The sequence below is a fragment of the Anaerobacillus sp. MEB173 genome (assembly GCF_052119505.1).
In the GTDB taxonomy this organism is placed as follows: Bacteria; Bacillota; Bacilli; order Bacillales; family JBJMAU01; genus JBJMAU01.
Genome location: NZ_JBJMAU010000004.1, coordinates 113,456 through 125,302, shown reverse-complemented (window position 1 = coordinate 125,302; position 11,847 = coordinate 113,456). Strand labels below are relative to the sequence as shown.

Here is an 11,847-nt window from a genome sequence, read left to right as displayed (position 1 = left end):
CAAAAAAAGAGGGGGGAAACAAATGTCGGAAAAATTTGATTGTATCGTTGTAGGTGCTGGTCCTGCGGGAACAGCTTGTGCTTATGAGCTAGCAAAAGCAGGGGCAAATGTTTTACTAATTGAACGTGGTGAATACCCAGGTTCGAAAAACGTCATGGGTGGTGTACTTTATCGGCAAATGATGGAGGACATTATCCCCGAATTTTATAAAGAAGCACCGCTTGAGCGCCCAATTGTTGAGCAGCGATTTATGATGTTAGATGAACAATCTGCAATTACATTCGGCTATAAAGGATTGGAATGGGCTGAAGAACCGTATAACAATTTTACCGTTTTGCGAGCGAAATTTGACCAGTGGTTTGCCCAAAAAGCTGTTGAGCAAGGGGCATTACTTGTTTGTGAAACCGTTGTTCTGGAGTGCATCGTTGAAGATGGTCGCGTCATTGGTGTACGCACAGACCGTCCTGATGGCGATTTGTATGCTGATGTTGTTGTTCTTGCGGATGGTGTTAACTCTCTTCTAGCAAAATCACTAGGGTTTCATAAAGAATTTAAGCCAGATGAAGTAGCGCTTGCCACAATGGAGGTACTAAAGCTCGATCGCAAAATTATTGAAGATCGTTTTAATTTAGAGAAAGACCAAGGATGTACGATTGAATTATTTGGGGATGCAACAAAAGGGATACTTGGGACAGGTTTTCTATATACGAACAAAGACAGTTTGAATCTAGGAGTTGGTACGCTGCTATCAGGATTAATAAAGCACAAAATAAAACCTTATGAATTGCTTGAATATGTAAAGAACCACCCGATGATTCGCCCTTATATTCAGGGGAGCGAACCACAAGAATACCTTGCTCATTTAATACCGGAGGGCGGATATTATTCAATGCCAAAAGTTTGTGGGCATGGGGTTATTGTCATTGGTGATGCTGCTCAACTCGTTAATGCGATTCATCGGGAAGGGTCAAATATGGCAATGACGTCAGGGAGGTTTGCTGCTGAAACAGTACTGCTTGCCAAAGAGGCCAATGATTTCTCGGAAAATATGTTAGATACGTACCGTGTGAAATTAATGAACAGCTTTGTCGGCCAAGATTTAAAGAAATACAAAGATGCAACCCATCACTTTGACAAGTTCCCGCAGTATTTTGAAAAATATATTCCGATGATGAATAAGGCAGCAAGTCAAATGTTTACGGTTGACGGTACACCGAAACGAGATAAACAAAAGAAGATAATAAAAGAGATGGGCTCTGCTGGAGACAAACTGAAAATTGCCCGCGATGTACTCCGAGCATGGAAAGTAATGAAGTAATTGGTGACAAGTAATTGGTGACAGACACCACTCGTGGACAAAGGAGGTTTTTGTCCATGAACAGTGACAGACACCGCTATGGACACCGCTATGAGGAGGTTATGTAATGAGTGAGCAGAAGAAGGGTCAGACGATTGAAGAAAAGCAGTACCTTGTCCGATTTAATGCCGATACTAAGTCGCATCTTCATGTGCTTGACAACGAAATCTGTTTAACGAGTTGTCCTGATAAAATCTGTACAGTATTTTGTCCTGCAGAAGTATATAAATGGGAAGATATCCGGATGCACGTTGGCTATGAAGGATGCCATGAGTGCGGGAGCTGCCGTATTGGCTGTCCTCATCAAAATATTAAATGGGAGTATCCAAAGGGTGGTCACGGCATCGTGTTTCGTTTAGGATAACGTTTCAAATAGCAAGTCATTTACAATATAGGGGGCATCATTTCTTTTTAAGTTCTACTTCAATACTCAACCATGAATAGGAATAGGACCCGTCCTCGAAATAGAGGATGGATCCTGTTCTTGTTTAAGACTGCTCATTTAATTCTTTTAACTTTTGATCAGAAGGTAAAAACATCGTCAAGATACCAATTAACGGGAGCGAGACCGCGAATAACATCGTATTCGTAAGACCAAATAAATCAGCAAACCATCCGAGGGCAACAGAACCAATGGCACCCATACCAAAAGCAAGACCAACAATTAATCCAGAGACCATTCCGATTTTTCCTGGTACAAGTTCTTGTGCATAAACAACTGATACTGAAAAGCTAGATAAAATAATAAATCCAATAATCGCGAGCAATGGATAAGTAAGCAGTGGTCCAACATGTGGCAAAATAAGAGCGAGTGGTGCAGATCCCAGCATGGAAAGCATAATCATGTTACGTTTTCCAAATCGGTCAGCGAGTGGACCACCAGCAAAGGTACCTAATGCCCCGGCAGCCAGAAAAATAAAAATATATACTTGTGCTTGTGAAATACTTAATCCAAATTGCTCTATTAAATAGAAAGCATAGAAATTGGTGATTCCAGCATGAAACCAAGATCTAGCAAACACGAGAAAGATTAATAGACTAATTGCAAACAAAATGACATTTCGATGTTTAAGCTTGTTATTTGTTGAAGCTGCTATTTTTTTCTTTGGTTGTAATGGCTTCAGCTTAACCTGTTCAGAATACCATCTTGCAATGTAGACGAGCAAACCAACAGCAAGTGCAGCAACGATTGTAAACCAAATTGCACCAAACTGTCCAAAAGGTACTAAAATAAGGGCGGTAATTAATGGTGCCAGTGCTTGCCCTGCATTTCCTCCCACTTGGTAGATTGATTGTGCGAAACCCCGACGCTTGCCAGCGGCCATGTAAGCAACACGGGAACCTTCAGGATGAAAGGTTGCCGATCCCAATCCAATAAAGGTAACCGAAAGGATGACAAACCAAAATGAAGGTGCAAAGGCTAATCCGAGTACTCCAAAAAAAGTAAAGCATAAACCTATAGGCAATGCATATGGAGATGGTTTTTTATCGGTATATAATCCAATAACGGGTTGAATTAATGAGGATGTTGCATTTAAAGCAAAAGCAATGAGACCCAATTGTGTAAAGGTTAATCCCATTGATTGTTCAAGAACTGGAAACATGGCTGGTACAACTGCTTGGATTGAGTCATTGAGCAGGTGGACAAAGCCAATAATCAGTAGTATACGGTACATTGTCTTTTCTTGCGGTATTTCAACAATTCGTTCTTTTTGTTGGGCTTGCATTGGCGTTCGTCTCCTTTTTCTAATTGTTACAATTTTACAACAAAAGGGAGGAACTGTTAAGTCATGTGTTTCATGATGGTTATATATAATCAAAAAATCAGGAGAGTGCAATGCAGTAAGAAATAGTTTTTTGTCTTTCTATGTTGGCGGGCTTTGAGAAACATGTCATTATTCGGTAACTTTTCGTGAAAATCTCTTTTTACTTTTTTTCCCTGTTATAATGTGGACAAGTCAGGAGTAAATATTTTTTTTCAATTTTTAAAGGAGGACAGGGAATGGATATAAGGCAACCTCGTAAACTTATTAAAACGGCTATGGTCACAACGGTTTTCTTGTTTTTTTCATTGTTTTTGTGTCAGGCTTCTTTGGCGGAATCAAATGATTTGAATCAAAATGCAGATGGCGTGTCGTACCAAATTGATGATAGGGAAATTGCCCTATTTTGGGGTGAAAAGTCAACTGCTGGTTATTCTATTATGATTACAAATGTTTTCTATGAAAATAACAGTTTATTAGTGACCTATTCGTTACAAACTCCTGATCCAGATAAAATGTACCCAACTGTGATTACATACCCAGAGGCACGTTCGTTATTACCTGAAGATACTAGAACAATTGATAGAGTAATCATTGTCAATGAAGAATCCATTGATCGTAATTCAATCCACGATGAAGTGTTAGTATCAGTCAATGATCAAAAAATTGAATTATCATGGGGTGAAAAGCCATCTGGGGGATATGAAATTTCTATAATTGAAACGAATTTCATTCAAGGACATATGATTATTTCTTATTCATTAAAGTCTCCCGCACCTTATACACCTGTTCCGATGGTCCTTACTTATCCAAAAGTGGAAACTTCTATTCCTGAAGCTATAACAAATGCTGCTGATATGAAGCATGTTGTTTTATTGAATCAATCAAATCCTAATCAAGAGTGGAACGACTACCTCCAACAAACCTACACGGACATCCCAAATGATTATTGGGCTGGTGAAGAAATTTTTTACTTGAGTCTTAATGAATTTCTATCTGGTTATCCTGATGGAAAGTTTATGCCTAAACAATATGTTACACGTGCAGAAGCTGCAGCGATTTTAGCAAGAGTCTTTTACCTTTACCCAACTGAGCCTGGTCGATTGGCTTTTTCGGATGTGAATCAGGATTTTTGGGCATATGAAGCAATTCAGGCAAGTGTAGAAGCAGGTTTATTTATTGGATTTAACGATCAAACGTTTAAGCCTAATCAAACATTAACTCGTGCAGAAATGGCAGCCCTTCTGACACGGTCATTTCGACTCAAAGGTGAAACAACGAACGAATTTACCGACGTTTCCACCGAGCACTGGGCTTTTGAGGCAATCCAAGCGCTTCGGGCTAACGGAATTACAAATGGATATCGTTCCATTGAACTTTTCGCCCCCAGCCAACCGACCCAACGGGATGAATTGGCTGTATTTTTAAGTCGAGCGCTTTTACCAGAGCATTTTGGTATCAAATAAACACGAATTAACATTAAAAAAAGGGCTCTCTCTTAAGCGACACCTCTCCTTGAACGTTTACAAAATACAGATCTATTTCTCTATTTTTGGTTCGAGGTGGATGTTAATTTTGAGATAGCCCATTTTAAATGGATTACTGTTGAGCTTTGTCAGTATAAGCAATTAATGCAACATGCTTTCCAGTTTCTTTTTCGATTTTTTGTTCTAAAGCAGTAATATCTCTCATAACTTCCTCATAATTTTTTAAATCTTCAATTGAATATGTTTCGTTCATGTTTTCAAACCTCCTATTAATATGTTCTTCATTAGCTTTACACGATTGAAAATGGATTAGACCAACCGATTTTTGGAAAAAATGCTATCACTTTTTTTCATGTTATGAATAATGTTGTCATGAGCTTGTTTTTATAGAATAAGGTAAAGTTATGGATGGTTTTTATTAAAATCAAAACAAGGATTGATACAATGAGAAGGAAATTCTTTTTATTGCTTGGCTGGGTTTTTTGTACTTATTTATCCACTGTTCTTTTTCCCACTGTTGATTCATTTAGTTTATCGAATTATTTATCCGCACTTATATTCAATCCGTTTAATTTGTTGGGAGCAGTTGTATGCTTCATTTGTGGATTTCTAGCGTTTGCCTCCTTGATTAAAGAGTTCCTAGAAAAGGTCATTATAACTACTGGGAAGCATATACGACTTCGACAGATTTACTTGCATCGGTCAGAGAAAATAGTCATGCTTAGTATCATTCTGTGTCTGTGCTTATTATTATTTATTCATGTTTGGGTTACGCTTGCTTCATTAATTATGGCAATGTACTATAGTATAATGGATATAAAAGATAAACAAGAAGAACAATCGTACTTTGATGAACTATAGGGGGACAGTGTAGTGCTATATTTATTACTACTTTTTGTAGTATTCGCTTCAGGTGGATTATTACTATATATGTGGAAGGAAGCCAACAAAAATCTACTCGTAGAAACAGAACTTTATTTGGATGGCTTACCTAGTCAATTTGACGGGACAAAGCTTTTTTTTATTTCTGACATTCATAAGCGAGTGGTTAGCACAGAGATTATCGAGAAGGCCAAAGGTAAGGCTGATATTGCCATTATAGGTGGAGATTTAACAGAAAAAAAAGTTCCGTTCGAAAGAGTAGAAGAGAATATAAAGAGAATAAAACAAATTGGCCCCACTTATTTTGTATGGGGGAACAATGATTATGAAGCTGATTTTCGTAAGCTTGATGCATTGTTTCTAGAGCAAAGGGTTAAAATTCTTGATAATACAGCCGTATATTTTGAACAGGATGGAGCAAGACTTGTATTGCTCGGTGTTGATGATGTTAGTCATCATCGTGATCGGCTTGATTTGGCCTTAAAGGATAGTGAAGAAGGATTTCGAGTTCTTGTTAGTCATGATCCCAAAATTACCGAGAAGCTATCAGAGGATGATGGGATTTCATTAATCTTGAGTGGTCATACCCACGGTGGTCAAATTCGCTTCTTTGGATATGGAATACGAGAAAAAGGCGGCATAAAAAAAATCGGTGACCGAATTCTCGTTGTCAGTAATGGCTATGGTACAACGAGCGTCCCGTTGCGCTTAAGTGCAAGAGCAGAAACTCATCTATTTACATTAAAGACAAATGGACCTAGGTGAAGCAGATGTCATCTGAAGGTAAATATAATGTGAAAGCAGTGACAAAAAAACTCGGAATTAATCCTGAAACTCTAAGGGCATGGGAACGACGTTATCAAATTATTAAACCTAGTCGTAATGAAGCTGGTCATCGTTTATACTCAGATCAACATTTGGCGATATTAACGTGGTTAATAGATAAAGTGAAAGAAGGATTTACAATTAGTCAGGCTATTGAATTGTATGAAAAAGGGGAAGTCTTTCAAGGCATAGTGGGTGATTCAACTTCTTTTCTAACAAAAACTGTGAGTGATTTATTTGAGGCCCTTTCTACATTTCAGGAAAGTAAAGCACGAAAAATTATAGAGCAGGCTTTTTCGATGTACCAATTTGAAAGGGTAGTGTTTGATATCTTCGGTGGTGTTGTACGCAAAGTACAAGATTTGCATGGTACGGATAAATTAGTGCAAGCACAAGTAAACTTTATTTGTTCATTTCTAACTAGTAGACTTTCATTAATCAACCATTCACTTCCGTCAAGCACAAGGATGCCAATGGTAATTATTTACGGAGCGAATCGAAAAAATGAAGTCGAATGCCAGCTATTTACATTCTATTTACGCTACAGTGGTTTCCAAACAACATACATTCAGTCTTCAATTGAAGAGATTGATTTTGTTACCTCTAAAATAAATGCCAGCTACGTATTTATATGTTGTAACAATATAGATGTACTAGAAGAGGCAATTGCTTTCACTAAAAGCCAACATGTAAAGACAACTACGATATATTGTTGTTTACTTGGACAAACCGCAACTCGATTATCAGAAAATGAAAGAAATACATATAAGGAGTATATCTTTGGCCTATCAAAACAAGAATGGGAAAAAGAAATGTTGAAGAAGGGTCTTTACAGGAGAGGTGAGAAAAACAAACATAATGATTGAAAAAATACAGAAGCTTGATGATTGGGAGAATTACTCGATTTTTGGATATAAAAAAACGACTATTGCGACAAATAATGCTTGTCTTTTGAATGAAATCAATTGTAAACTAATCTTTAAAAAGAACCATATTTTTATAATAATCATATTCTATAGTACACTGTTGGATTTTTGGAGGTAAGGAGGGTCAGGGATGCGTTTAGAACGTTTGAACTATAATAAGATAAAAATCTTTTTAACGTTTGATGACTTGAGTGAAAGAGGGATTTCTAAAGATGAGATCTGGCAAGACATTCCAAAAGTTCATGAGCTTTTTCACGATATGATGATTGAGGCTAATGATGAATTAGGGTTTAAAGCAGATGGACCAATTGCAGTAGAAGTGTTTGCACTGCCAGCGCAAGGAATGGTTGTGATTGTTACAAAAGGAAGTCAAGCTAATGATCTAGATGAGGATTATGATGAAGGGTTTATTGAGATGCAAGTCACTTTAGATGAAAGTGATGATGTATTTTATGAATTCAATACATTTGAAGATGTAATCTCCTTATCATCACGTATCTACTCATTTGGTGTTATTGGTGGAAAGCTTTATTCCTTTAACAATAAATTCTATATGCAGTTCGATGAAACGGACCTCGAAGGATTCGATATAAATGCGTTTATTGCGCTGTTAGCAGAATTTGGTGATCCGTCTACAACAACTTCTCATCGTGTGGTAGAGTATGGGAAATTATTAATGGAACATGATGCTATTTACCATTTGTATACGATTTTCGTAAAAGATAAGTAATTGTTGCGTTGATTAGTTTAGCCCAATTTCCCGTGTTTTCGGGTTCGAATGCTTCCCTACAGGACTTGCTTGTAGGGATTCTTCTATTCAGGGCTAATTGTTTTATAGAAAGATGTGCCCCCTAATCCTCTTTTTTATCTTGTGCGAATGACGAAGTACTGTCATGATAAAAAATAAATGGTATGATATTGTATGAGTTTTTATACATAGGTTTTGTTAAAGTTAGCATATGTAAGATACAAGGTACGCAGGAAAATCAGGCGAATATAATGATAGTAGAGATTCTATAGGAGTGAGGGGAAATAATGAAAATAGCTGTATTGTACGGTGGAACATCTGCAGAACGAGAAGTGTCCTTGTCTTCTGGAAAAGGAATAATCGAAGCATTAAAAAATAAAGGACATGAAGTGGTTGGGGTTGATTTTCACCCGGACCGATTATCAGATATTATTGGCTTAAACGCAGATATGATTTATATCGGTTTACATGGACGTTTTGGAGAAGATGGAAGAATTCAAGGTCTGCTTGATATGTTAGGAATTCCTTATGTTGGTTCAGGTGTTTTAGGCTCTGCATTAGCAATGGATAAAGCGAAATCAAAGACATTCTTTGCAAAGGCCGGAATTCGAGTGGCAAAGGAAAAGGTGTTATATCGTTATAATTATGATCGTACTCAGTTTGCTCATGATTTAGGATATCCAGTTGTTGTTAAGCCAAATCAAGAAGGGTCTACAATTGGATTAACGATTGCAAATGATGAGGACGAACTTTTGGGTGGAATTGATGAAGCTTTCAAGTTTGATGAAACCGTATTGTTAGAAGAATTCATTTCCGGGAAAGAAGTAACAGTTGCTGTTATGGGGAACAAAGGCGATGTAAAGGCACTGCCGGTCGTCGAAATAGTTCCTAAAAATGCTTTTTATGATTATGAATCAAAATATGCACCTGGGATGAGTGAGCACATTGTGCCTGCAAGGCTGGCTGATCAGATGACTGAACGTTTGCAAAGAGATGCTCAATTAGCTCATGAAGTGCTAGGCTGCGATATATATTCACGAGTGGATTTTATCGTCCCTCATGATGGGTCTGAACCAGTAATACTAGAAGTCAACACACTGCCCGGGATGACACCAACAAGTCTATATCCTGATGCTGCAAGAGAAATTGGCTTATCATACGATGATATGATTGAAAAACTCATTCAACTTTCATTAAAGAAGTAATATATTGGAGTTAATAAAAGGGAATGTCTCATAAGTGACAGCTCTCCTCGTCGAGGTGAATGTTGCTTATTAGACATCCCTTTTTCTGTTACTTCAGTAATGCAAAGTTTTGTAATGTGACTTTGCCTGAGTAGTTTATTTATTATTGTTTAAAATAAGGTTAGACATAAAAAGACTATGGAAAAAATGTACAACTTTCATTATAGTAAGAGATGAATGTTTATAATGTGTAAAGATAGAGATATTAACTTTTGAGGTGAATGTGATGGGAGAAAAAGAAAAGGTAACCAGTCCTAATAGTGAAAATATGGATGTGTTAAGCTCCACACAAACAGTCATTGGTAACGCGCTTGAGAAGCTGGGCTACCCTAATGAAGTATATGAGTTAATGAAAGAACCATTGAGAATGATGACAGTTCGAATACCGATAAAGATGGATGATGGCTCTACAAAAATTTTTACAGGGTACAGGGCTCAGCATAATGATTCAGTTGGACCTACCAAAGGAGGAGTGCGATTTCATCCAAATGTCACCGAAAAAGAAGTAAAAGCACTTTCGATTTGGATGAGCTTAAAAGCTGGAATTGTTGATTTGCCATATGGTGGAGGAAAAGGGGGAATTGTTTGTGATCCCCGTGAAATGTCTTTTGCAGAGCTGGAAAGGTTAAGCCGTGGTTATGTAAGGGCAATAAGTCAAATTGTTGGACCAACCAAAGATATCCCCGCCCCTGACGTATTTACGAATTCACAAATTATGGCTTGGATGTTCGATGAATATAGTCGTATTAGGGAATTTGATTCTCCTGGCTTTATTACAGGAAAACCGATTGTATTAGGTGGCTCACACGGTCGTGAATCCGCTACTGCAAAAGGAGTTACGATTTGTATTCGTGAAGCAGCAAAGAAAAAAGGAATTGATATCAATGGTGCTCGAGTTGTTGTTCAAGGTTTTGGAAATGCAGGCAGCTTCCTGGCAAAATTTATGCATGATGCTGGAGCCAAGGTAGTTGGAATTTCAGATGCATATGGTGCCCTGCATGATCCTGAGGGACTTGATATTGACTACCTGCTTGATCGTCGCGATAGCTTTGGAACGGTAACTAAGCTATTTAAAAATACGATTACAAATAAAGAACTACTCGAGTTGGATTGTGATATTATTGTTCCGGCAGCTATTGAGAATCAAATCACAAAAGAAAACGCACATAACATAAAAGCCAGTATCGTGGTCGAGGCTGCTAACGGTCCAACAACTCTTGAAGCAACTTCAATATTAACAGAGCGCGATATTCTAATAGTTCCAGACGTACTAGCAAGTGCCGGTGGTGTTACAGTCTCTTATTTTGAATGGGTACAGAATAACCAAGGATATTACTGGACTGAAGAAGAGGTTGAACAAAAGCTTGAAAAAGTAATGGTTAATGCATTTGAAAATATATATAATCTATCAAAGTCAAGACGAGTTAATATGCGTTTAGCAGCATATATGATCGGCGTTCGAAAAATGGCAGAGGCTTCTAGGTTCAGAGGGTGGATCTAATATTTAAACGTCAGAAAACAAGTGGAATGGTAAAATGATTTCACTTGTTTTTTTGTTGTAAATCACCATCTTCTTTGATTTTTTTAAAAGGGATGATTACTATAAAAGAGGGAGGCGAATTGGAATGGAAGAGGTAATTATTATTGGAGGAGGTCCATGTGGTTTAGCGGCTGCGATTGCTCTTAAAAGCCATGGGATAACACCATTAATTATTGAAAAAGGAAATGTCGTCAATGCATTGCATCGTTATCCAACACACCAGCAATTTTTTAGTACAAGCGAAAAATTAGAGATTGGCGGGGTTCCATTTTTAACTGTTGAAAGAAAACCAAAGCGAAATGATGCACTTACATATTATCGTGAAGTTGCCAAACGGGAAAAGCTCCGTATTCAAACATATGAAGAAGTTGTAAAGGTTGAAAAAGCGGAGAATAGATTTGTTGTCGAGACGTGGAATCGAAAGAAGGAACGTTGTACATACGATGCGCAATTTGTCATTGTCGCCACAGGTTATTATGATCATCCAAATCAATTGCATGTTCCCGGTGAAGATAAGGCACATGTATTTCATTACTTTAAAGAAGCGCATCCGTATTATGATCAGGATGTTGTTGTAATTGGAGGAAAAAATTCGGCTGTAGATGCAGCGCTTGAATTAGAGAAAGTCGGTGCACGTGTAACTGTACTTTATCGTGGCAATGAATTTTCTAGTAGTATTAAACCGTGGATATTGCCGGAATTTGTTTCATTAATCAATCATGAAAAAATAAAAATGGTGTTCCGTGCAAATGTGAAGGAAATTTCAGATGATACTGTCCTCTATAAGCACGATGGTCAAGAACATTATGCAAAGGCTGATTTTGTCTTTGCCATGATTGGGTATCATCCAGATCACATTTTTTTGAAAAACATGGGTGTCGGAATTGAAGCGGAAACAGGACGTCCATTATTTAATGAAAAAACGATGGAAACGAATATACAAGGAATATTTATAGCTGGCGTCATTGCAGCTGGTAATAATGCAAATGAGATTTTTATTGAAAATGGCCGGTTTCATGGAGATTTGATTGCAAAGGAAATCATGTTAAGAAAACTCGGTTAAAAGTTAAAAGTT

The 11,847-nt window shown here is 37.5% G+C and carries 12 protein-coding genes; 10 read left to right on the top strand and 2 right to left on the bottom strand.

What is annotated here, in order from left to right:
• Positions 1-22 precede the first annotated feature (22 nt).
• Positions 23-1,318 (top strand): FAD-dependent oxidoreductase, encoded by a 1,296-nt coding sequence (locus tag ACJ2A9_RS10435; protein ID WP_441421590.1) that lies wholly within the window; start codon positions 23-25, stop codon positions 1,316-1,318.
• Positions 1,319-1,424: 106 nt separating this feature from the next.
• Complete coding sequence (locus tag ACJ2A9_RS10430) at positions 1,425-1,721, top strand: ferredoxin family protein (protein ID WP_441421589.1); 297 nt, start codon at positions 1,425-1,427, stop codon at positions 1,719-1,721.
• 124 nt (positions 1,722-1,845) lie between these two features.
• Here the strand turns inward: ACJ2A9_RS10430 and ACJ2A9_RS10425 are convergent, their stop codons facing one another.
• The gene (locus ACJ2A9_RS10425; protein WP_441421588.1) at positions 1,846-3,084 is read right to left on the bottom strand and encodes an MFS transporter; all 1,239 of its coding nucleotides are present in this window, start codon (positions 3,082-3,084) and stop codon (positions 1,846-1,848) included.
• Between the two features lie 275 nt (positions 3,085-3,359).
• Between ACJ2A9_RS10425 and ACJ2A9_RS10420 the strand changes: the two genes are divergently transcribed.
• Positions 3,360-4,586, top strand: coding sequence for an S-layer homology domain-containing protein (locus tag ACJ2A9_RS10420; protein WP_441421587.1), 1,227 nt, complete (start codon positions 3,360-3,362; stop codon positions 4,584-4,586).
• Positions 4,587-4,719: 133 nt separating this feature from the next.
• On the opposite strand, the gene ACJ2A9_RS10415 is transcribed toward ACJ2A9_RS10420, so the two are convergent.
• Positions 4,720-4,860, bottom strand: coding sequence for a hypothetical protein (locus tag ACJ2A9_RS10415; protein ID WP_441421586.1), 141 nt, complete (start codon positions 4,858-4,860; stop codon positions 4,720-4,722).
• Positions 4,861-5,051: 191 nt separating this feature from the next.
• Between ACJ2A9_RS10415 and ACJ2A9_RS10410 the strand changes: the two genes are divergently transcribed.
• From ACJ2A9_RS10410 to ACJ2A9_RS10380, 7 genes are all read left to right on the top strand, one after another.
• Positions 5,052-5,468, top strand: coding sequence for a hypothetical protein (locus ACJ2A9_RS10410; protein ID WP_441421585.1), 417 nt, complete (start codon positions 5,052-5,054; stop codon positions 5,466-5,468).
• A 12-nt stretch (positions 5,469-5,480) separates the two neighbouring features.
• Positions 5,481-6,254, top strand: a complete 774-nt coding sequence (locus tag ACJ2A9_RS10405; protein WP_441421584.1) for a metallophosphoesterase — start codon at positions 5,481-5,483, stop codon at positions 6,252-6,254.
• Positions 6,255-6,259: 5 nt separating this feature from the next.
• A complete protein-coding gene (locus ACJ2A9_RS10400) occupies positions 6,260-7,180 on the top strand; it encodes a MerR family transcriptional regulator (protein ID WP_441421583.1) in 921 nt (306 codons plus the stop codon).
• 190 nt (positions 7,181-7,370) lie between these two features.
• On the top strand, positions 7,371-7,970 hold the full coding sequence (locus ACJ2A9_RS10395; protein ID WP_441421582.1) for a genetic competence negative regulator: 600 nt from the start codon (positions 7,371-7,373) through the stop codon (positions 7,968-7,970).
• A 305-nt stretch (positions 7,971-8,275) separates the two neighbouring features.
• A complete protein-coding gene (locus ACJ2A9_RS10390; protein WP_441421581.1) occupies positions 8,276-9,193 on the top strand; it encodes a D-alanine--D-alanine ligase family protein in 918 nt (305 codons plus the stop codon).
• Positions 9,194-9,458: 265 nt separating this feature from the next.
• Positions 9,459-10,733: a Glu/Leu/Phe/Val family dehydrogenase gene (locus ACJ2A9_RS10385; RefSeq protein ID WP_441421580.1), complete on the top strand. Its 1,275-nt coding sequence runs from the start codon at positions 9,459-9,461 to the stop codon at positions 10,731-10,733.
• 124 nt (positions 10,734-10,857) lie between these two features.
• Positions 10,858-11,835 (top strand): YpdA family putative bacillithiol disulfide reductase, encoded by a 978-nt coding sequence (locus ACJ2A9_RS10380; RefSeq protein ID WP_441421579.1) that lies wholly within the window; start codon positions 10,858-10,860, stop codon positions 11,833-11,835.
• Positions 11,836-11,847: the final 12 nt, after the last annotated feature.

Coding starts and splice junctions, on each gene's coding strand:
- ACJ2A9_RS10395 (WP_441421582.1), top strand. CDS start 7,371: ATGCGTTTAGAACGTTTGAACTATAATAAGATAAAAATCTTTTTAACG.
- ACJ2A9_RS10380 (WP_441421579.1), top strand. CDS start 10,858: ATGGAAGAGGTAATTATTATTGGAGGAGGTCCATGTGGTTTAGCGGCT.
- ACJ2A9_RS10410 (WP_441421585.1), top strand. CDS start 5,052: ATGAGAAGGAAATTCTTTTTATTGCTTGGCTGGGTTTTTTGTACTTAT.
- ACJ2A9_RS10420 (WP_441421587.1), top strand. CDS start 3,360: ATGGATATAAGGCAACCTCGTAAACTTATTAAAACGGCTATGGTCACA.
- ACJ2A9_RS10390 (WP_441421581.1), top strand. CDS start 8,276: ATGAAAATAGCTGTATTGTACGGTGGAACATCTGCAGAACGAGAAGTG.
- ACJ2A9_RS10415 (WP_441421586.1), bottom strand. CDS start 4,860: ATGAACGAAACATATTCAATTGAAGATTTAAAAAATTATGAGGAAGTT.
- ACJ2A9_RS10430 (WP_441421589.1), top strand. CDS start 1,425: ATGAGTGAGCAGAAGAAGGGTCAGACGATTGAAGAAAAGCAGTACCTT.
- ACJ2A9_RS10400 (WP_441421583.1), top strand. CDS start 6,260: ATGTCATCTGAAGGTAAATATAATGTGAAAGCAGTGACAAAAAAACTC.
- ACJ2A9_RS10425 (WP_441421588.1), bottom strand. CDS start 3,084: ATGCAAGCCCAACAAAAAGAACGAATTGTTGAAATACCGCAAGAAAAG.
- ACJ2A9_RS10385 (WP_441421580.1), top strand. CDS start 9,459: ATGGGAGAAAAAGAAAAGGTAACCAGTCCTAATAGTGAAAATATGGAT.
- ACJ2A9_RS10435 (WP_441421590.1), top strand. CDS start 23: ATGTCGGAAAAATTTGATTGTATCGTTGTAGGTGCTGGTCCTGCGGGA.